This is a genomic window from Flavivirga eckloniae, from assembly GCF_002886045.1.
Lineage (GTDB): Bacteria > Bacteroidota > Bacteroidia > Flavobacteriales > Flavobacteriaceae > Flavivirga > Flavivirga eckloniae.
In genome coordinates, this window is the sequence record NZ_CP025791.1 from 4,061,072 (window position 1) to 4,084,123 (window position 23,052).

16 protein-coding genes are annotated in these 23,052 nt (G+C 33.3%); 7 read left to right on the forward strand and 9 right to left on the reverse strand.

The window, feature by feature from the left end; all coding sequences use genetic code 11:
• Positions 1-99 precede the first annotated feature (99 nt).
• The 6 genes from C1H87_RS16800 to C1H87_RS16825 form a co-directional block, all read right to left on the reverse strand.
• A complete protein-coding gene (locus C1H87_RS16800) occupies positions 100-3,255 on the reverse strand; it encodes an RNA-directed DNA polymerase (protein WP_102756925.1) in 3,156 nt (1,051 codons plus the stop codon).
• A 571-nt stretch (positions 3,256-3,826) separates the two neighbouring features.
• Positions 3,827-4,993, reverse strand: coding sequence for a lipase family protein (locus tag C1H87_RS16805; protein ID WP_102756926.1), 1,167 nt, complete (start codon positions 4,991-4,993; stop codon positions 3,827-3,829).
• Positions 4,994-5,549: 556 nt separating this feature from the next.
• Positions 5,550-5,963: a hypothetical protein gene (locus C1H87_RS16810; protein ID WP_102756927.1), complete on the reverse strand. Its 414-nt coding sequence runs from the start codon at positions 5,961-5,963 to the stop codon at positions 5,550-5,552.
• A 134-nt stretch (positions 5,964-6,097) separates the two neighbouring features.
• Positions 6,098-7,588, reverse strand: coding sequence for a S41 family peptidase (locus C1H87_RS16815; RefSeq protein ID WP_102756928.1), 1,491 nt, complete (start codon positions 7,586-7,588; stop codon positions 6,098-6,100).
• A 109-nt stretch (positions 7,589-7,697) separates the two neighbouring features.
• A complete protein-coding gene (locus C1H87_RS16820; protein WP_102756929.1) occupies positions 7,698-8,234 on the reverse strand; it encodes a DinB family protein in 537 nt (178 codons plus the stop codon).
• Positions 8,235-8,306: 72 nt separating this feature from the next.
• Positions 8,307-9,392 carry an alanine racemase gene (locus tag C1H87_RS16825; RefSeq protein ID WP_102756930.1) on the reverse strand — a complete coding sequence of 362 codons (1,086 nt, stop codon included), beginning with the start codon at positions 9,390-9,392 and terminating at the stop codon, positions 8,307-8,309.
• 50 nt (positions 9,393-9,442) lie between these two features.
• On the opposite strand from C1H87_RS16825, the gene C1H87_RS16830 reads away from it, so the two are divergent.
• From C1H87_RS16830 to C1H87_RS16845, 4 genes are all read left to right on the forward strand, one after another.
• Entirely contained in the window at positions 9,443-10,039 is a 597-nt protein-coding gene (locus tag C1H87_RS16830; RefSeq protein ID WP_102756931.1) for a SprT-like domain-containing protein, read from the forward strand.
• 170 nt (positions 10,040-10,209) lie between these two features.
• Positions 10,210-11,331, forward strand: coding sequence for a mannose-1-phosphate guanylyltransferase (locus C1H87_RS16835; protein WP_102756932.1), 1,122 nt, complete (start codon positions 10,210-10,212; stop codon positions 11,329-11,331).
• An 8-nt stretch (positions 11,332-11,339) separates the two neighbouring features.
• On the forward strand, positions 11,340-12,815 hold the full coding sequence (locus tag C1H87_RS16840; RefSeq protein ID WP_102756933.1) for a DUF389 domain-containing protein: 1,476 nt from the start codon (positions 11,340-11,342) through the stop codon (positions 12,813-12,815).
• Positions 12,816-12,854: 39 nt separating this feature from the next.
• Entirely contained in the window at positions 12,855-13,757 is a 903-nt protein-coding gene (locus tag C1H87_RS16845) for an SMP-30/gluconolactonase/LRE family protein (protein WP_102756934.1), read from the forward strand.
• A gap of 142 nt (positions 13,758-13,899) precedes the next feature.
• Here C1H87_RS16845 and C1H87_RS16850 read toward each other — a convergent pair whose 3' ends face one another.
• From C1H87_RS16850 to C1H87_RS16860, 3 genes are all read right to left on the reverse strand, one after another.
• Positions 13,900-15,234 (reverse strand): polysaccharide lyase family 7 protein, encoded by a 1,335-nt coding sequence (locus tag C1H87_RS16850; RefSeq protein WP_102756935.1) that lies wholly within the window; start codon positions 15,232-15,234, stop codon positions 13,900-13,902.
• A 215-nt stretch (positions 15,235-15,449) separates the two neighbouring features.
• On the reverse strand, positions 15,450-16,217 hold the full coding sequence (locus C1H87_RS16855; protein ID WP_102756936.1) for an ABC transporter ATP-binding protein: 768 nt from the start codon (positions 16,215-16,217) through the stop codon (positions 15,450-15,452).
• On the reverse strand, positions 16,217-16,954 hold the full coding sequence (locus C1H87_RS16860; RefSeq protein ID WP_102756937.1) for an MlaE family ABC transporter permease: 738 nt from the start codon (positions 16,952-16,954) through the stop codon (positions 16,217-16,219). The genes C1H87_RS16855 and C1H87_RS16860 overlap by 1 nt, the downstream gene beginning before the upstream one ends.
• 107 nt (positions 16,955-17,061) lie before the next feature.
• Between C1H87_RS16860 and pafA the strand changes: the two genes are divergently transcribed.
• From pafA to C1H87_RS16875, 3 genes are all read left to right on the forward strand, one after another.
• The gene (gene pafA / locus C1H87_RS16865) at positions 17,062-18,702 is read left to right on the forward strand and encodes an alkaline phosphatase PafA (RefSeq protein ID WP_102756938.1); all 1,641 of its coding nucleotides are present in this window, start codon (positions 17,062-17,064) and stop codon (positions 18,700-18,702) included.
• Between the two features lies 1 nt (position 18,703).
• Complete coding sequence (locus tag C1H87_RS16870; RefSeq protein WP_102756939.1) at positions 18,704-19,513, forward strand: DNA/RNA non-specific endonuclease; 810 nt, start codon at positions 18,704-18,706, stop codon at positions 19,511-19,513.
• Between the two features lie 109 nt (positions 19,514-19,622).
• The gene (locus C1H87_RS16875; RefSeq protein WP_102756940.1) at positions 19,623-23,009 is read left to right on the forward strand and encodes a T9SS type A sorting domain-containing protein; all 3,387 of its coding nucleotides are present in this window, start codon (positions 19,623-19,625) and stop codon (positions 23,007-23,009) included.
• The last annotated feature ends 43 nt before the right edge of the window (positions 23,010-23,052 follow it).

The window sequence follows — 23,052 nt, forward strand, 5'->3', positions numbered from 1 at the left end:
TTAACGTATTGGATATAAGTAGTAGCGTGAGTTAGCAGTTAACTTTGCAAGTACACACCAAGCTGAAAATTAACAAGGGTTTTCAGATGTTGGGTGAAGTTATTTATTATTAATTCTTTTCAATACTTCCTCAATGTCAAAATCAGGAGGTAAGGCTTTAAAAGACTTGTCATTTTTTGTTATATTATATTTTTTTCTTTGAAATTCTCTTAATTTGTCAATTTCTATTGTTCCAGTTAGGGTTACATTGTTTTCTCCTCCTTTGACTTTAATAATATCTTTATTGTAAGTTTTTGTTGGTTGGGTAATTCTAGTATCTCCATAATCGCTTGAATTCACTTGTGCAACGTAACAATGTAAATCACGGGATACAGATTCTACCAAGTTAGAAAAGTAATTGACGTCTTTGTTATATTCAACAGCAACCAATAAATCTATTTTAGCTTTCAAGAGGCTTCTATGCAGGATGTTTGTAAGTTCAAAACAATAAAATACAGAAAAATAGATGTTTTTCCAATTGAATATATGATATCTCTGAACTTTTGGGTTTGGAATTTGAATATGATTCCCAATGATTAATTCTTCTTCGATTGGAGCATAATGATTTTTTAACCTGAAAACAATAGTAGCATCTTTATATCCATTTATATTAACAGGTAAAATTGTGGCTACAAAATTATAAGCTCTGTTATTAATAGTTATGTGTTCCAAGCCTGAAATCACCAAACTTTCATTTTTCACAGAATATCGTACTAGACTAGACAATAACTCTAAAGGAATGAAGTATTCTGGAAATATTACTATATCAGATTTGTTCTTTCTAGTAGATTTTAGAAAATCAACTAGATTTTGATATCTTAAATTGGTGACGTTAGTTTTCTGTCTTAATCCATCTAAAACATTTTTACTATTAACTTTTGTATTTGCAACAGATATTTTTGGTTTAAGTAATTTATCTTGTTTTTTAGAGTTTACAGATATGTTAGTCAAGTTATTATTTGTATCTCCGATTTTATAAAATTTATCTCTATAATTGTCAATTTTGTCTTCAAACAAATAATTTGGTTTATGATTTCTATTTGCTATTTTAAAACGTTCAAAAGATTGGTCTAAAAAATGATTTTCATTTTCTGATGTGAAATCACAAATAGATATTTTAGAATTTTCTTTTTTATATTCTTGACAATTGATATCAGTTATTAATTTAGAAATAGTGTATTCCCAAAATTTTACTGATCTTGGAGAGTTTTTCAATAAATCTTCATCAATATTGTATTTTTCTAAATTGACATTATAATTTATTAAACTAATCTTACCATCGTAACTTTCTTTTGTATAGTTCAATAAAGGAATAGAAATATATTGATGTCTCATCATATTAGACTTTCTGTAACGTAAAGCCCAGATTGAATTACTTCTAGTTATTCTATTGAAGAAAAACTCAATTAAATTAGATTCTATTGAGTTACTTTTAAATTCAAAACTTCTTTTTATTTCTGTATCACTGTCTATGAAATTTAAATTCAAGGAAAGTGCTAATTCGTGTGCACTATCTAAATAATTAATCAATGTATTTTTTACACGATTAGATTTAATTTTGGTGTTTTTGAATTGAATTTTATTGATTTCTTGGATACATTGGAAATAAAAATCTATATATTCTGACGGTTTATCGTTTACTAATAAATATGTAAAAATCTTTTCCCAAAGTTTATAAAATTCAATTGTGTTTTGACCATTGAAAATTTTTAGAAAACTGTTAATTTCACTATCTGAAACACTTTTTTTGTGTTTAGACGCACCTAAAATTTTATTGGTTAGGTAAACCGTTAAACCAAATCGATTCTCTTTATAGTCTTTTAATGTTCTTATTTTTCCATCAGAATCAGTATAATTTAAATAGAGTGCATTTTTATCAAATTCGCCTAAATTTTCATTATTATCAGGAAGGTCTTTAAATTCACTTGACCTATAATTTAACTCTTGTTTCAACTTATCAATTACGATGTCAGATTCATTAAAGTCAAAATAATACATTAAAGTTTTTTCCTGCTGACAATATAAGTTTTCATATTGGTCGATTTTAATTTTTCGTTCTTTACCATTAACTATAATTTGAAAAATTGGGTCAAGATTTTCAATTATATATTTTTCAATTTTAGAAAGCTTAATTTTTTCTAAATTTTGTTCTTCTTTGTTTTCTGTTTTTAAGTAATTAATGTGGTTGATTTTATACCCATTATATTTTTCAATTTGTTCAATAGATTCTTTAGGGTCAGAAATGACAATTAGAATATCATCTACATATCGGCCATAATATGCAGGCTTGATTTTTTTAATGATAATTTTGTCTAAATCGTTTAAGTAGTGATTTGCAATTATATAAGATGAAAGTAAACCAATAGGAAGTAAAAAACTTTCATTGAGGTTATTATTTTTTTTATCAATTATATCATATTCAGAAATTATTTTATGTGTATAAATTTTATGTAACATTCTTAAAATATTATTTACAAAATCGTCCTTTGGAAAGTATTTGTCAAAATTTAAATTGGTAGAATTAAAATAGTTTTTTATGTCAAGATTAATGAACAATGCATTTTTTTTGTTTTTCAATAACTCTTGAGCAACTGAAACTGAATCATCTCTCCAAGATTGATATTGAGAGTAATATGGTTTGAAAAGCGATGAGTTTTGAATTAAATCAGTTCGCTCTTTATTTAAGAGTAATCTATTTCCTTTACATTGGTCTAATAGTTCTGCATCAAATTTGTACCCACTCCTTATAATCCACATTATTGAAATAATATGAAATTCTAACGGAGCGTTAATGAAAGGATTTACTTTTTCAACTTCGTAATTCTCTTTGCATTTAACATTAGAAATGAAATTTTTGTCTAAAGGGTTTTCTGTAGATTTTATTTTTTTAGGAAAAAAATCTACTCTTATTTGACTAAATAAATAATAGAAATATTCACTTTTTAAATTATTAGAATTTATTTCGTCTAACAATTTTGCGAATTTTATTTCCAAATTTTGTTCAATAGTATTTTGTTTGGTATCAAAAATATTCTTGAAGTCATTCGAACTAGAATAAGGTTTTGATATAATCCAACTAAATAAATTTGAATCATCTTTTTTGGTATCTGTTTCGAATTCAATTAGTTTTTCTCGTAAAAGGAGTTCAGTATTATCGTAATAGACGTAATTCTTTAACTTATAATATGCTATTTTAACTTCTTCTAATGTGTACATTCAGTTTTTTCTAATTGCGCCCAACGGCTTTATATGAGATCATTTTAATTTTTATATCTAATGCTAAACAAATCTAGTTTATTTTTCTTACAAATATAATGCTTTGGTTTTCAAAGAATTTACAGTGTGTGTATTTTTTCACACTATTGAATGTTTGTATCTTAATGGATGTTAACCGCTCTGAATAAGTTTTTATTAAGCTTTATTTAAAGCTATTTCAAACTGATAGGAATAGTAAAGTATGATTTAATAACCTTTAAAAACGAACTTGTAGTTATAACCATTTAATCATTTGCCATAATCATTTTTGTTTTAAGAATAGCAGAAATCGTATCAAAGTACCACCACGTTTAGAAATAACCTCATAACTCAATCGTAGTTTAACCGTAGAATCTGAGAGTTTTTTATTATCAATTTCGGTTACATTTCTAATAGTAATATCTATCGATGCATTAGGTAAGTTTAATGGTGCATCTCCAAGTTTTTAAGCTGTTCAATTTCCTTTTAGTTCTTTGATTCTGGGGATTCATAAAAATGATATCAAAAAATAATTTATTGCCTTGTATTACTCCTAATTTTCAGGCAAATGAAGTAAGTCCAGTTCTTTGTATTCCTCTGAGTAATATTTCTTAAGAATAGCTATATAATAATTATAAGGGCTATGTTGAGAGATAGATTGTTTTTGTTTGTTGTCATTCCAGTCCTTATCACTTTTCATTTTCTTTTTCTCCTTTCTAGTCATTTTCTTTGTGTTAGTTTGAACTTCAGAAATTGAAAAAGGCTCTAATTGTTGAATCGTTCCGGTTTGAAAATAATTTATATCTTTCACGTATGCCGGCATTTCAATTGAAGCATAAGAAATGGATATTATTCTTTCGATTAGTAGATTGCTTTGATTGATATACGTTGTTAAGAGTGGTTCAAGTACCGGAATAATCAAATTTTTTATTTTTGGAACATCTCCCTGTATTAATAAATTCTCCCAGGCTTTGTAAAATAAATGACCATATGCATTCTTTTCTTCCTGGTAATTCATGGGCAATTTTGGCACCAAATCGTCCGGATTGATAATACTGTAACTCATATTGTTATCACTGTATTTAAAATTGTACTCATCGGCAAATTCTTTGTTTCCACACATGGGGTTGCCAAAGGCATAGGTTTTATATACATTTTGGGCGAATTGCCCATCGTCTGATAAGTTTTCTAAATAGGCACGGCTTAGGTGCGCTAAAGCTCCACCCTGACTATATCCAGTAAGAAAGATATTAGAAATGCCTTTAGAATTAAGCTTATTAATTTGTTCGATAATTTGAGGAGCGAGTAGTGCTATTGTTAAAGCATAGCCAGAATGCACTGCAGCTTTTTTATTGGTTGCAAATTTGTAGTTAATATTCTCTGAATCTATTTTAATAACACCTCTAGCGGGAATCATTGCAGAGTAAAAGTTCTCTATCCAACTGGAAGTTTTATTTGTAGAACCTCTAAAACTGATGACTCCTAAGTTATCACTTTCATACACCTGAAAAACGTTGTCCATGCCTATTACCTCAGAAGTAAAAACCTTTCGAAATTCTTTAGGTACGATCAAGGAATCGGAACCGTATAGTTTCTGAAAAGTATAACTGTTACACACAGCAATTAGCGATTTGGCTTCAGAAGGCTCAAAACCCTCTCGGAGTTGGGCAAAAGTATAGTTGCTTAGGTTTAATAGAAGTATGAAGATGACTATTCTCATTGACTGTTTTGAACCTTTATTTTTGTATTATGGACAACTGAAATGTCCTGGCTCTCAATGATGTTATCATCAGAAATGCGCCAATATATCAATAGTTACAGTTATGGCGGCTGGATCTGATAGATTGAGAACAGAGATGCTCAGATACACTTAGTCCATGATAATAATTCTATATGGTTATTATTTTCTTAAAAACTGTATGTGATAAAGCATAATGCTAAATTAGATGTGAATTCATCCTAAAACTATGATTTTTGTCATATCATACGGTATAAATGATCCTTTTCGGTGCTCAAATAACAAATCTGAAGTTTTGATTTGTTGTGTTAAGTTCTTGAATTCCTTTTTCTAACAGTTTACTGTTTTTATTGATTAACTCTATATTCATTTCTTTAATAGCACACAACGGTTATATAAGAATAGTTGCGGTTTTGTGTTCGAAGATTTTCCGTTGGAAATCAAACGTAGCAAAATACCGGCTACCTTTTTTAAGCCTAAAACAGCAATTATTTTTATATCATGTTAGGCGCTGCTAATTGTGATTTTAGGACTTATTTTAAGTGATTTCCTTTATTTTTAAATACTCATAATCATCTCCTCCTAAATAATTAACCATTCCTAAGTAAACAGAAGTTGTTAAAATAAGATTGATTTGATTTGCTATCGTTTCGATTTCAATGTCAGAAGGTTCGGTGTCATCATACATCAACATTAGCGTAATTGGTTCTTCGAGATTCGATTTAAGTTGATTTTCACTACCTTCTTCAAAGTCTTGTAAATATGAATGTTTTCTTGAAATATTAAATTCTACTGAAGAGTTGGTTGATTTTGCTTCTATCCATTCGTAAACATTCTCATAGTCACATTCAAATTCTCCTATTAATCCTTTCTTAAAAAATATTTCAGCAAGATCGTCCAATGACCTTTCTGAATAGAACCAAATCTTATAATTTTTACTGTTTGATTTCATAGTAACTATTGCACATAACTTGTATGCGTATGGTTTGTAGTGTTAGGAGGTAAGTTAGCAAAAAAGAACGAAGAGTGCGGAAATTCGGCAGAATTTCCTGAACCATCTTTAAACACTATGAACTATACACGTGTTTAGTTTTTTATTAGTTCAATTAACTTTTCTAATTGCGAATCATTTTTTCTCAGCAGTTGATTCTCATCTCGTTCTATAATAATGTCTGGTTTAGTTCCATTCCCATCAAGTGTTTTTCCATTTCTTTGAAAAGAAAGCATTGTCGATAATTTGACACGAATATTAGAATTTTTGAGGTAAAATATTTTTGACCTACCGCTTGAGCCATTTGTGGTTACTCCAACTATTTTTATATTATCTAAACCTTTAAACGCAGAAGTAAATACGGAAGCAGCACTGAAACACTGGTCATTTATTAAAATATAAATAAGACACTCTACAGGATGTTGATTGCTATGCAAAACCATATAATATGGTTCACTAAATTTGTTCGCATCAACTTTAAATTCTGTTTCAAATTTCTTATTAAATTTATCTATTGTTTTTCTATCCTTATCAGTTAAAAATTCTGAGTTATAGTTATAGAGAAATCTTGAACGCATAGAAGAGATATCTTCATCTAAGAATTGGTCACTTCTTACATAAGCTACATTTGCAACCCAAGGCGATTGTTCAGGTTGCACAAAATAACCTGACAATGTATTAAGTATTTCCCTTGTTCCTCCACCATTTCCACGAATATCAAGTATCAATGCTTTTGAGTTCCTGTATTTTTCAATTGTTGATTTCAAGTAATGTTCAAGATTTGGATTTTCGTCATAATCCAACATTGAAGGAATAGCGAGATATGCTATTGAATCAGTCAACCATTTATCTAATTTGGTCAAATCAAAATCTTTATCACGATCAAAGTTTCTATAATCTCTGTTATAGGCCGTAGAACCAATCTCAAAATACCAATTCTTTTTGTTGCTTAAAGGTAAAACCAACTCTTTATCTTCTCTACCATTTGTTAAAGTTATTTCTACATCCTTCATGGTTGTATTTCCTTGTTTGAAATAAAGCTCACCAATATCTCTTAAGTCTCTTAATCCATCAGTCAGTTTTGCACTATTGGGAGATAGTTTTCTTCGATGGGCATTTTTATCTAAAAATTCTTTAATGTTAACTTTATTTATTCTTTTTATGAATGGATACTTTTGAGAAAAGTACTCATATTGCTTTTTGGTTTTATTATAATTGAGAGCGACAACTTTGTCTCCTAAAGAAGAAACTGTAAAAGGAAAATATAAATCATACAATTCATAATCATCTTCTTCAAAGTTTTCCATTCTAATGTTTGCGTGTCTATCGATTATATTTGAGATAATTTTTTCTAGTTCAAACGCTAAAAAGTATATTGGGATAGAATCTTTTTGATTTATTTTTATTTCAATTTCATTGAACTGATTTTCAAAATTTATTTTTGATACTTGATAATATGAAGATTGCTTTTTTAACAAGATTTTAAATTCGTTCAAGTCCTCTAAAGCCTTTTCCTTTGTCAAGTTTTGACCAAAACCTAATGTTGAAATGAATAGTAAGCTTATTAAGATTTTTTTTATTGTCATATTCGGGTATTAAATTAAGCACAACAATTGTATATGCGTATCGGTATATATATCCGTTATGTGTTTGCCTAAATCTAATGGATAAAAAATTATTTAAGACAACTTTTAACTATTTAAACGCCTTTAAATACAATGCTTCAATTACGTTTATATGATGTAATTCGTGCCCGAGAATATGGTACCCCAAAGCTCGTACACTTGCCAGGTTACCATTAGCAATACCTTGTCTGGTTAGGACTTTGTTTGAAAAACCATCGTATAATGCAATAGTAGACTTTCTAATAGCTTCATATTCTTCCATGATATTATCTATAGACCTTTCCGAAGCATAAGCATTGTTGATATAATTATCCTGTTCAAACCCTGGTAAATTAGTTTTATCGTTTCTGGCAAAGGCTAGAGCGCGGTAGGCATAAATTCTTTCATCATCTATAATATGAACCAGGATTTCTTTTATAGACCACTTATTCTTTTTGTACCTGAAATTTAATGTGTCTTCAGGTAACGTGCTTATTAATTTTTTTGTTTTTTGTAAACTATCCTCTAATTGCTTAATAAGGTTACCATCTTTTTTAACCCATTTCATATACATCTCTGCATAACTGGGGTACTCGCTTGCTGACGGAAATTCTATAATATTGTTCATTCGTTTTTGCTTAATTGTTACAATTTTATTCGAATGTACCTAATTTGTCTCACCTTACCAACCCGGTTTTTTTCAGGATTGCATACTAATAACTTGTCCGTTTAAAGTATAGTATGCCTTCATCAAATTAGCGGTCATACAGCTATGTATGGGTAATACCAAAATAGTATCACCTATTTTGTAGTTGTTTATATCGGTTTTGGGAATCTTTACAATACCATGCTCCTGAGATAGAGCGCAAACATAGGTATTCGGTATAATGTCGCCCCAGCCGTTAGAGGTTTTGTGTACAACTAATCCATAGATGGTACCATGATCCTTATCGTTAATGGAATCCTTAGAAAAGTGAACACCTCCGCCATAAATTATAAGCTCATTTTGTTTAGGATGGATGGCAACAATAGGGCAGACCATGGCTACCGCTATTTGCTTAAGCTCGCAAGATCCTATTTGTGCTTGCATAACATCGTATAAGGCAAAGTTCCCAGGTCGAATCTCATCAATACCGCTAAAATCTTCAGAGATACTACAACTAGGTGTGTCACCATAAGATGCTATAACATTAGGGTAGGTATCTTTAAACTGTTCTTTTAAAGTAACCAGTTTTGTTTTTGCTTCGTAATGTACGCTTAGTATTTCCGCTTTACCTCTGCATTTGTAGGTTTGTCCAGCATGGCCCAAAAAGCCAATAAAGTTTAGTTTGTCACTTTGTTTAGCAAATGCCAATATCGATTCGATACTTTCTAGATCATAGTGCCGTAATCCGGCTCTGTTATTACCAATATTTATCTTAATATAAAAATTGATTTTATGGGTTAAATGTTTTTCCAGAAACTCTAAACTATCTTTGTGCTCTACAAGGATGTTTAGAGTTATTTTACTTACCAATGTATTAATAACATCTATCTCAAGAATATTTACAGGAAAGGCCACAGTAATATCTTGCCATTCTTTAGCAAAATAACTAGCCATATCTAAAGAAGAGACCGTAATTTTTGTAACACCAACATTTTTAAACCATTGCCCTATCTCTAGCGATTGGTGGGTTTTAAAATGAGGGCGAAGTGTAACATGGTGTTGTTTCGAACGAGCAAACATGTTAGCAATATTTTGTTTGCACTTAAACTCATCGATTAATAAAGTAGGTTTTGTAATCATTTTTATAAATTGATAGAGTGAATATAGCTATAATTTTTATTTTTGTGTCAATGCAGCAACAGCTTCAACAATATATTCCAGAAGGCGCTCTTTTAGAAGTTTTAAAACTTCTAGACCATGAGCATTTGGTGGTAAAAGTAAAAGCCGAACGTAAAACGAGGCATGGCGATTATAAACGATTACCCAATGGGAAACATCAAATAACCATAAATTCAAACCTTAATAAATTTCGGTTTTTAATTACCCTTATTCATGAAATTGCCCATTTTGAGGCATACAAAACCTATGGTAAATTTATTAAGCCTCATGGGATAGAGTGGAAGCGAACGTTTCAGCGTTTAATGTTGCCATTTTTGAATCCAGATATTTTTCCAAGTCATTTATTACCGCTTTTGGCAAAGCATTTTAAAAACCCTAAAGCTAGTAGCGATACCGATGTAAATTTGGCATTGGCATTAAAACAGTTCGACTTACCAAACGATAAAACCTATATTTTTGAAGTGCCTCTAGGTAGCAATTTTAAGCTGTATAATGGTAGAGTATTTAAAATGGGGCAAAAGCGAGTAAAGCGTTTTGAGTGTGTTGAGGTTAAAACAGGAAGATTGTACTTGTTTAACCCCAATGCAGAAGTTAATTTACTGGATTAAGCTTTATAAACTTAAATGAAGGAAAAGTTGTATCTTTTCAAATTTAATTAGAGATCCTTATTCCTATATAAATAAGGAATTTCGAAAATAAAAATAAAAAGTATAAGGGCTTTAAGGAGCTCTTTCTAACTATAACCAAACTAATTTCTATCTTTAACGGGGTAAAAAATATGAAAAATAAAAACTATTATGCCATTTTAATGGCAGGCGGAGTTGGTTCCAGATTTTGGCCGGTAAGTACTCAAGATTTTCCTAAGCAATTTCACGATATGTTGGGAACTGGAGACACATTAATTCAAAAAACCTTTCATCGTTTAGCAAAATTAATACCAGAGGAAAATATTTTTATTTTAACCAATGAACGTTATAATGATTTGGTTTTCGAACAATTACCAAGCGTTACAAAACGACAAGTGGTTTTAGAACCGGCGATGCGTAATACAGCGCCTTGCATACTGTATGCATCATTAAAAATTCAAAAGGAAAATCCAGATGCTGTTATGATTGTTGCACCTAGCGATCATTGGATTGAAGATGAAAATGCTTTCTCTGAAAATGTACAGGAAGCATTCAATTTCTGTTCTCAAAATGATGCATTAATGACTTTAGGTATACAGCCCACTTTTCCTAATACAGGCTATGGCTATATAGAATACGAAAAAGAAACGATAGAAACCGGGGAGCCTGTAGTAAGTTCGGTTGAAGTGAGCAGTGGAGTAAGATCGGTTAATCAGTTTAAAGAAAAACCCGTTTACGAAGTAGCAAAACAATACATAGAACAAGGTAATTTTTTATGGAATGCTGGTATTTTTATGTGGAGTGTAAAAAGTGTTGTTAAAGCTTTTAAAAATAATCAACCCGAATTATTTGCGTTATTTGAAAAAGGGATAGCTGTTTATAATACCGATTTAGAAGATGGCTTTATTCAAGAAAATTATGGTAAAGCAGAGAATATTTCGGTAGACTATGCCATTATGGAAAAATCGAGCAATGTTTATGTCATTGCGGCAGATTTCGATTGGAATGATTTGGGCACTTGGGGAAGCTTATATGATAAGTTGGATAAGGATGAAACCAAAAATGCAGTTGTAAATGCCAGAACCTTAACAGAAGATGCTTCTGGAAATATGATTCGTACAAAAAATGACAAAATAGTCGTTGTTGATGGTTTACAGGATTACATTATTGTTGATAAAGATGAAGTTTTGCTTATCTTTCCTAAAACAAAAGAACAGGATATTAAAAAAGTTCTCCAAAACGTAAAGGATAAGTTTGGGGAACATTATGGATAATAACAATTATGAGTGAAGAAAGTAAATTCAATTTTTCCGAAGAGGAAGCTGGTCAGGAAAATACGGTTGAGCAATCGAAAGAAGCTGTAAAAAAAGATGCCAAAGGATTATTCCAAAGTACTAAAACCTTTTTTAGTGAATTACTTGATTTTAGGGAAGACACCGATAGGGATGCCACTATTGAAGCCATTAAAGGAGATATTCCCTTTAAAGGCGCTACGGCTTGGATTTTAATTTGCTCAATATTTGTCGCTTCGGTAGGTTTAAATGCCAACTCTACCGCAGTTGTTATTGGAGCCATGTTAATTTCTCCATTAATGGGACCTATTTTGGGCGTTGGACTTTCTATCGCGATTAATGATATAGACACATTAAGAAAATCGTTGGTAAACTTGGCAACGATGATTGTTTTAAGTTTACTAACAGCTTATTTATTTTTTAAATTTTTTCCAACGGCAGACTTGGTTACTAACGAGCTTTTTGGACGTACCAAACCAGATGTAAGGGATGTACTCATAGCCTTTTTTGGGGGCTTGGCGTTAATCATAGCCCGAACTAAAAAAGGGACTATAGCTTCTGTTATTTTTGGAGTTGCTATTGCCACAGCCTTAATGCCTCCGTTATGTACCGCAGGTTATGGGTTAGCTCATAATTGGGATTATTTTGTGGGCGCCATGTATTTATTTACTATCAATACTATTTTTATTGCGCTGGCCACATTTATCGTATTGAAGGTGTTACGTTTTCCAATGCTTAAATACGCCAATTCCAAGAAAAGAAAACGTATATCGCAACTGGCTTCTATCCTGGCAATATTAGTTATGGCTCCGGCGATTTGGACTTTTGTGGAGTTTATAAAGCAAAGTGGTTATGAGAATGACTATAATAATTTTGTTAAAGATGAAATTAGATCTAACCGTGAGTTATGGTTTCAAAGTGGGGTAATGAATACCGACGAGGAAAAAATAGTGCTGTATTTTAATGGAGAGATAACAAATGCTACTGAAGCAGACTTAAGAAATGAACTGAAACGATACGACAAGATTAAAGAATTTAACCTGGAAATAAATGGAAATAAAAATAGAAGCTTTGACAAAATATCTGATGCTTACGATAGAGCAATTAAAGAATTAGATCAAAAGGATAACATTATTTCCGGTTTACAAAAGCAAATTGTAGGCTTACAGGTTGAAATCACAGAACTGAATAAAAAAATAGAAAATGACGTATCCCAGAATAATTCGGTTTCGTTCACTAATCTATCACGCGATGCCAAAGTAAGGTTTAGTGATTTACAATACTTTAGTTATGCAAAAATGCTTGAATCTAAAGATTTTATTAAAATAGATACCATAGCGGTTGCTCGAATAAAATGGCGAAAATCTTTAAAAGATAGTTTGGCATTAGTAAAAGAAAAAGAGTTAAGCGTTTGGATGAAACAAAAACTAAAATTGGATACTCTGGTAATTAAAAGACTTAATTAGCAGCAGAAGGAATGATTAATTTTAATGTAAAATAAAACAATGAAAAAAAGCATTGTAACCTGTGTTTTGATAGTTCTTTTATTAGGACTTTCTTGTAAAGAGAAACGGAACACGAACCAGACTCAAATAGAATCTAAAATAGTAGTAGAGACAAAAAAAAGCCCAAGTCTTGATTTAGTTTGGCAAACAGATACCCTTTTAACGACTTGTGAATCTACTTTATACAATAAAGCACTAGATGTTATTTTTGTTGCTAATGTGAACAATAATCCGTGGGAGAAAGATAATAATGGTTTTATATCTACTATCGATACCAAAGGAAATATTCTGGAATTAAAATGGTTAGAAGGACTAAGTGGCCCGAAAGGCATGGGGGTTTTTGATGACAAACTATATGTAACCGATATTGATAGAATTGTAGAAATAGACATAAAAACTCAAACGATTAGTAAATCCTATGCCTTAGAAGACGAACCTCATTTAAATGATATTACGGTAAGTCCTGAAGGTATTGTATATGCATCCGGATCGAATACAAACTCGATTTATGCTTTAAAAAACGGAGCGATTACTGTTATTGATTTAGATACAAAAGGTCGATTAAACGGATTACTGCATCAAAAAGACGGCCTGTTCTTTATTGATTCCGGAAAGCATTATTTAGGAAGTTATAGCTTTAGTTCAAAAGCCTCTAAAATACATACAGAAGAACTTGGTCATGGAGATGGTATTGTACAGCTAAAAAATGGAAATTTAATAGTCTCGGATTGGAAGGGGCGAGTTTTTCATATTGATACCACTAATTGGCAAAAAACAGTATTGTTAGATACAAGAGAAGACGATATTTACGCTGCCGATATTGATTACATTCAAGAAACACAGATGTTGCTTGTACCTACTTTTTTCAATAATAGCGTAATGTGTTACAAAGTTAATTTGTAATAAAGAATTTTTAGTATTTAAGTTTTTAAATACTAAAGAAGTTTAATAAGTGTTATAAAAAAAGAGACCATTTGAAAAGTCATTTTTCAGGTGGTCTCTTAATTTTTATTATTGCTAGTCAATTTGGAGTACGCACTTTATCTTAATGCGAAACAGTAATTGATGACATTCCAACTAATCCATAAACCGAAGAATTTTTATGACTATTCTTTGTGGATTGTAAATAGCATCCAGCTTTAAAATAGTTCTCATCAGAATTTATAGACCCAGATGTAAACAATGTACGTGTTCTGGAACCGCTAGAATTTAATGCATAAAGTCTTATCTTTTTGTTCTTCATTGTTAATTCAAAAGAATAATCTCTATCCATTCTAAAGTCAAAATCTACAGTCTGTCCGCCGCCTAACAGTTCTTCGGTAGCATATCCTAAAAGTCTTAGTTTTACAGAACCGGAATTCTGGCCGTTACTTCCCTGAACCTGCACACGGATTAAGTCATCAAAAGAACCTCTGGAGTGTATTTGACCAAAGCATAGTTTCCCAGATGGTGGTAAATCCTCCACTCTAATCGTCCACTTCATTTTATGTTCGGTACTTGTTGTACCATCCCAATACATACGACTAGAACCGTTAGAAGTCATTTCCCTCAACTCAGTTCTTGGGTTAGATGAACCACCACTTGTAGGATTGCCAGGGTAGGTTTTGAAGTAAGCATATCCGTTAGATCCATAAAACCAATCCGAATTGTCATTTTTCGATGCGTTATCAACATAAGACAACCCATTGTTGTTGCTGCTAACATTAAGATTACCGGAATAAGCATTTAGCTTCCAATTTGTAAGACCTCCTAAAATATCTTTTGCAGAGGAGCCTCCTCCTCCGCCACCTCCACCACCGCCGCCATCAGCCGGTGTACCCCATACTTGGAGCTCTTGGATGTTGCTATAACCGTTAGCAGTATTACCTGTACAAGTAATTCTAAGGTATCTGTTGGTGCTGTTAACTAGATCGTAATCGTATAAAGAATTGGTAGTTCCAGGGCTCGTTTTGGTTCCAACTAGAGACCAGCTGGCATTTGTTGAATTTCTTACATGAAATTTCATCGTATACCTTCTGCTGTTCCCTTTAAAATGGGAAACTTTAGCGTAATCGATTTTTTGGGATGCACCTAAGTCCACATATAAATATACAGTGCCATTGGCAGTCCATCGTGTACTGTTGTTACCATCTATGGCTTTATCTGGGGTGTGAGTTGAATTCTGTGATGCACTTGCCCAAATTCCGGTAATGGCCATTTTAACCGATTTAGAGGATTTGGCAGTAGATGGGGTTTTTGTTTCTTCTAAAACTTCCTCAGCACCATTGGTAGGGGTTTGGGTAAGGCCTTCTTTAGAACAATTTGTTGCCAGAAGTAATAAGGCAAAACATAGCGTATTTAAGTAAAATCTCTTACTTAAAAAAATTAAGTTTTTTTTCATAATAGTATAGTTTAAATTGGGCAATAAGTAAGTCTTATTGCCAAGGGTTAAAATCTATATTATGAAATCAAATCTTTTTAAAAACTGGTTTACCACTTTGGTAAACCAAATGTAAGTAAAAATTTTGAATTGCTAAAATAATTAGGTGTCTAATTGTTTGATTTTTTGGTAGTTAAGAATGCGAGTCTGAAATGTGTTATTGAAAAACCAATCAATTATTGCTTTTCTTCAATATACATTTGGCGTACTTTTTTCATTAGTTCAGAAGAATAAACAAAATCTGTAACGACTTCGTTGTCTGTTTTAAAAATGGTTTTGTTAGAACCTTCCCAAGCTTTAAGTCCATCTTTAAGAAATACAATTTTCTCGCCAATTTCCATAACAGAATTCATGTCATGCGAGTTAATTACAGTTGTAATTTCATACTCTTCGGTAATTTCCTGAATAAGATTATCAATTACAATAGCCGTTTTAGGATCAAGCCCCGAGTTTGGCTCATCACAAAATAAGTATTTCGGATTGTTTACTATGGCTCTGGCTATTGCTACACGTTTTTGCATCCCCCCAGAAGCCTCACTAGGCATTTTTTTATGGGCACCATCTAAATTAACACGTTTTAAAACAAAGTTGGCGCGATCTTCCATTTCACTTTTGCTTTGATTGGTAAACATTTGCAGCGGAAACATAACGTTTTCTGCAATCGTCATAGAATCAAATAAAGCACTTCCTTGAAATACCATACCAATTTCGGCACGCAGATTTCGTTTTTCATCTTCAGATAATTGCGAAAATATTTTTCCATCATAAGAAATAGTACCTTCTTCATAATGGAATAACCCTAACAGGCATTTTAGGAAAACAGTTTTTCCAGAACCACTTTGTCCAATAATAAGGTTGGTCTTGCCTTTATCGAAAGAGGTACTAATACCTTTTAAAATTTCGACTCCACTAAACGATTTATGTAAATTTTTAACCTCTATCATTAGCCTAGCATCATATCAGTTAGTATATAATTTAAAAGTATAATTACAACAGAGGTCCAAACAAAAGATGTTGTACTTGCCTTACCAACTTCAAGAGCCCCGCCTTTCATATAATAACCATAAAACGAAGGGATAGTGGCAAGAATAAAAGCGAATACAAAAGTTTTTATAAAGGCATATGTAACATGAAAAGCTTGAAAATCGGTTTGAATACCCAGAACGTAATCTTCAAGTGTGGTATATCCGCCAAAAACACATGCTGCCATACCTCCAAGAATACCTAAAAACATACCAATGGCAATAGCAAAAGGATATAGTAATAATGCGATTGCTTTGGGCAAAACAAGATAGTTTATAGAGTTTATCCCCATAACTTCCAGGGCGTCTATTTGTTCAGTAACCCGCATGGTACCAATACTGGATGTTATAAAAGACCCTACTTTCCCTGCCATAATTATCGAGGTAAAGGTAGGAGCAAATTCCAAAACAATAGATTGTCTGGTAGCAAACCCAACCAAATATTTAGGGATAAGCGGATTGTTTATATTTAAAGCGGTTTGAATCGTTACAACCCCACCAACAAAAAATGATATGAACGCAACAATACCAAGAGAACCTATGATTAAGTCGTCAATATCTTTAAATATTAGTTTCTTCATCACAGACCATTTAGTAGGTTTGCGAAACATCTCAATGATCATTAAAAAGTAGGCGCCAATGTTATTAAGGTATACCATATGAAAATTTGTTACTGCTAAAGTAAAAAAAGTAATGGTATTTAACCTTAAATTTAAATATTGATGTTTTAAAATCTTTACATTTGAATCGTAAAAAATAAGTGATTATGAATAAAAATATATTTTTCCTCATTTTAGTTTTTCTTTTTAGTTTGTCTGTTAAAGCTCAAAAAGAAAGGGACGAAGCAGTAAAACCAAAATTAGTTGTTGGCATTGTTGTAGACCAAATGCGATACGATTATTTAACACGATTTTATAAAAAATTTGGAGAGGGTGGTTTTAAGCGCATGATGAATGAAGGTTTTAATTGTAAGAATAATCATTTTAATTACATACCAACATATACAGGACCAGGACATGCTTCTGTTTATACAGGAACAACTCCAAAATATCATGGCATTATAGGGAATAATTGGTATGACAAAGAAATTAAAAGCATGGTTTATTGTGCAGGGGACGAATCATTTAAGTCTGTAGGAACGAAAAGTACAGCTGGGCAAATGTCACCTCATAGAATGAAAACATCAACTTTCACAGATGAGAATAGGTTGTTTACTCAAATGCGAGGTAAAACCATTGGTATTTCAATTAAAGATAGAGGCGCTATTTTACCAGCTGGGCATACGGCAAATGCTGCTTATTGGTTTCATGGAAAAGATGAAGGGCATTGGATTTCCAGTACATTTTATATGGAAGAGCTACCAAAATGGGTAAAAAAGTTTAATAAATCCAACGCAGCCGAGTCGTATTTTAAAGTTTGGAATACTTTATATGATATCAATTCGTATGTAGAGAGCGGAAGTGATTTAAATACATTTGAAGGCGGTTTTAAAGGAAAAGAAACAGCAACTTTTCCTTACGATTTAAAAGCTTTAAAGAAGGAGAATGGTGGTTTTGATATTTTAAAGGCAACAGCCTATGGTAATAGCTTAACCACAGATTTTGCTTTAGCAGCTCTTGAAGGTGAAGCATTGGGAGAAGATGCGATTACAGATGTTTTGGCAATTAGTTATTCCAGTACAGATTATATCGGCCATAATTTTGGAGTAAACTCAAAAGAAATTGAAGATACTTATATACGATTAGATAAAGACTTGGAAAGATTGTTTTCTGTTTTAGACAGTAAAGTAGGAGCGGGAGCGTACACCGTATTTTTAACAGCCGATCATGGCGCCGTAGATGTACCATCGTATTTACAATCTGTTAAGATTCCTGCGGGATATTTAAATAATGACGAACGTAAAAAGAAGTTTCAAAAGTTTTTAATGGATACTTATGGAACTACGGATATTCTGGAAAATATTAGTAACAATCAGATTTTCCTAAATAGAGAAAAGATTAAAGATTTAAAGTTGGATTTGGATAAAGTGCAGGAAGCTATCGTGAATGAGCAAATGACATATAAAAATATATCAAAAGCTTATACAGCTACCACCCTGAGCACAGTAGATTTTACTACAGGGATTGAAGTTTTGTTGCAAAATGGATTCAACCAAAAACGATCGGGCGATGTTTTATTGGTTAACGATCCTGCTTTTATTTCTTACGGAAGAACGGGATCTACCCATGGTAGCGGTTTAAATTATGATACGCACGTGCCGCTTTTGTTTTTTGGAAAGGGGATTAAAAAAGGAGAAACATTTCAAAAAACTAGAATAACAGATATCGTTCCAACTATGTCGGCACTTTTAGGTATTAGTTTCCCAAATGGAGCTACCGGACAGCCTTTAGAGTTTGTTTTAGATTAGTATGAATAAAAAAACAGTTTACTCAATTATAGCCATAATTATCGTTTTTGGTATTTATGGCTATGAGCATTTTTTAAATAATGAAGAAGCCGTTGAGAAAGTTAAAACAGGCAAAACAGTTAAATCTGATACTAACGAGTATTTCTTGCCTACAAGTACAACAGATCAAATAATTTATCATGAAGGCTACTCGTTGTCTTATAGTGAACCGCACGAACAAGCCGAATGGGTTGCTTACGAATTAAAAAAGGAGCATCTATCTAACAGTAATTTTAAACGTCCTTATTTTGAGATAGATAAAGCTGTAAAAACAGGAGCAGCACATTGGAGGAATTATAAAAATTCCGGATATGATCGCGGACATTTATGTCCGGCAGGAGATAGACGCTATAGTAAAATGGCTCACGATGAAACGTTTTTAACAAGCAATATAAGCCCCCAAGAGCATCAATTTAATTCTGGTGTTTGGAATCGGCTCGAAAATAAAGTACGTTATTGGGCTAATAAATACGACGGTGTTTTTGTAGTTACAGGAGGGGTTTTAAAAGGGAAGATGGATGCCATAGGCGATGAAGATGTGGCAGTTCCCAATCAATTTTATAAAGTGCTTATCGATAATAATTCTGGCAAAACAAAGATGATTGCTTTTTTAATGCCACATAAAGATTCGAATGCACCGCTATACGAATTTGTAGTTTCGGTAGATACTATTGAAGCCTTAACTGGCATAGACTTTTTTCCTCAATTAAATGATGTTTTAGAAAAGCAACTAGAAGCTTCGACTAGCTATAAAGGTTGGAGTTTTAATTAACGTAATTATAAATATTAAAATGTTATAAATCAAAATGTTAGCTGGCTAACATTTTGATTTTTTTTTATCATTTAGCTTTACAAAAGTTAATTAATCAAGACATATAATTATGAAAAAACAAAAACCCTCAGGTTGTATTGAACTACCAATTCAATACGCCAAACATGTATTTTTGGTTGTTTTCTTTTTGTTAATGTATTCCAGCTTATATGCCCAACAAGAAAAACGTGGCAGATATATAGACGGAGGTAAAATTGGCACAAAAGATAATACAACAATTTGTATTGATGGAAACTCTACGCCTATAAATGTATACTTAAAAGGAGATCGAGGAAAAAAGAAACAATGGATTATTACAGATGCTGAGAATAATATTTTAGCACTTCCCAAAGCGCCTCCTTTCGATTTTGAAAATGCTGGTGCTGGTGTTTGTAAAATATGGCATATATCCTATTGGTGGTATGTTAGAAATTTAAGAGTGGGAAAGAATTTATCAAAGTTAAGAGGTTGGTATGATTTGTCCAACTCAATAAAAGTCACTAGGAATGAACCTAAAGGAGGTACATTATCTGGAGGACCATTTGAATTTATGGTTGGTGATGCTATCGCCGATAACATTGCGGAAGGCGCTATAACTTTAGAAGGTAATTCTGGAGGAAACTCTCAATGGGTGGTAACCGATGCTGAAGGTAACATTTTAGGATTACCCCCAAGTCCCTATGTTGTAGATTTTGATGGCGCAGGGTCAGGCACATGTCTAGTATGGCATTTGAGCTTTGATGGCGACATAGAAGGCGCAGAACCTGGAAAGAATGCTTCTAATTTAGTAGGCTGTTATAGTTTGTCGAATCCAATTGAAGTTATTAGAAACCAGGCAATAGTCGATGGAGGTACCTTAACCGGGGGTCCGTTTGAATATTGTGTGGGCGATAGCATTGCTGATAATATTCCCGAAGGCGCCATAACACTAGAAGGCAATTTAGGAACAAATTCTCAATGGGTAGTAACCGATGCAGATGGTAATATTTTAGGTCTGCCACCAAGTCCGTACGTGGTGGATTTTGACGGTGCAGGCGCAGGAACGTGTTTGGTATGGCATTTAAGCTTTAATGGAGATATACAAGGGGCGGAACCCGGAAAGAATGCTTCCGATTTAGTTGGAGACTACGATTTGTCTAATCCAATAGTAGTGGTTAGAAATGAGCCCAAAGGAGGTACGTTAGCCGGTGGTCCGTTTGAATTTACGGTTGGTGATGGTGTTGCAGATAATATTTCAGAAGGTGCTATAACCTTAGAAGGTAATTCCGGAAGTAATTCCCAATGGGTAGTAACCGATGCAGACGGCAATATTCTTGGTTTACCCCCAAGTCCATATGTAGTGGATTTTGATGGTGCAGGAGGGGGCACATGCTTAGTGTGGCATTTGAGTTTTGATGGCGATATAGAAGGTGCAGAGCCAGGGAAGAATGCTTCCGACCTGGTAGGCTGCTATAGCTTGTCGAATCCGATTGAAGTTATTAGAAACCAGGTAACAGTCGATGGAGGTACCTTAACCGGTGGTCCGTTTGAATATTGTGTGGGTGATGGCATTGCCGATAATATTCCCGAAGGCGCCATAACACTAGAAGGCAATTTAGGAACAAATTCTCAATGGGTAGTAACCGATGCAGATGGTAATATTTTAGGTCTGCCACCAAGTCCGTACGTGGTGGATTTTGATGGTGCAGATGCAGGAACGTGTTTGGTATGGCATTTAAGCTTTAATGGAGATATACAAGGGGCGGAACCCGGAAAGAATGCTTCCGATTTAGTTGGAGAATACGATTTGTCTAATCCAATAGAAGTGATTAGAAACGAGCCCAAAGGAGGTACGTTAGCCGGTGGCCCGTTTGAATTTACGGTTGGAGATGGTATTGCAGATAACATTGCAGAAGGCACTATAACCTTAGAAGGTAATTCCGGAAGTAATTCCCAGTGGGTAGTAACCGATGCTGATGGCAATATTCTTGGTTTACCCCCAAGTCCATATGTGGTAGATTTTGACGGTGCAGGAGGGGGCACATGCTTAGTGTGGCATTTGAGCTTTGATGGCGATATAGAAGGCGCAGAGCCAGGGAAGAATGCTTCCGACCTGGTAGGGTGCTATAGTCTGTCGAATGCAATTGAAGTTATTAGGATTTATGCAACAGTAGATGGAGGTACCTTAACTGGTGGTCCGTTTGAATATTGTGTGGGTGATGGCATTGCCGATAATATCTCTGAAGGCGCTATAACTTTAGAAGGCAATACTGGAGCCAATTCCCAATGGGTAGTAACCGATGCAGATGGTAATATTTTAGGGCTCCCACCAAGTCCATATGTGGTGGATTTTGACGGCGCAGGTGCAGGGACGTGTTTGGTATGGCATTTAAGTTTTAATGGCGATATAGAAGGCGCAGAGCCGGGCAATAATGCTTCTGATTTAGTTGGGGATTACGATTTGTCTAATCCGATAGAAGTTATTAGAAATGAGCCTAAAGGAGGTGCGTTAGCCGGTGGTCCGTTTGAATTTATGGTTGGTGATGGTGTTGCAGATAACATTCCCGAAGGTGCTATAACCTTAGAAGGTAATTCTGGAGCCAACTCCCAATGGGTAGTAACCGATGCAGATGGTAATATTCTTGGTTTACCCCCAAGTCCATACGTTGTGGATTTTGACGGTGCAGGAGGGGGCACATGCTTAGTGTGGCATTTGAGTTTTGATGGCGATATAGAAGGCGCAGAGCCTGGTAAGAATGCCTCCGAATTGGTAGGCTGTTATAGTTTGTCGAATCCTATTGAAGTTATAAGAAAAGATAAAGTTGACCCGCCTGTGTGTGAAGTAAATGGCGGATATATTAAACCGGGTGGATTGTATTTATTCTGCGAAGGTGATGGTACAGATGATTTTGCAACAGGAATTACATTGCATAAGAACAAAGGATCTAATTCACAATGGGTTGTTACCGATGTAGAAGGTAATATCCTTGGTCTGCCACCGTCTCCCGAAGTTGTTAATTTTGATGGCGCAGGACCAGGTGTTTGTTTAATTTGGCATTTAAGCTTCGATACTGTTTATGGAGCAGAGGCGGGGAATAATGCATTTATAGATCTGTCTGGTTGTTACGATTTGTCAAACCCCATACCAGTTTTTAGGTTTCCGTCAGATGGTCCGGTTTGCGATTTGATTAATTATGCGAATCATCATAAGAACAACGCTGTTCAAATTTCAATGCATCCCAACCCAGCCAGAAACAATTTGAAAATTGATTTATCTAATATGGATGAGGAAGATGTTACGGTTAAGGTTTATAATAATTCTAGTTTAGAAGTGATTAATAGATCGGTTAACCTTAAATCTAAAAACGATAAAACGGTTAACGTTAATGTTAGTAAATTACCTAGAGGACTTTATATAGTAAGTGTTACCAATAAGGATAATTCTATAAAAACAGTTAGAAAGCTACTGGTAAATTAGGAATTAAGATTTGGTATTATCATTATAAAAGAAGTTAGCCGTA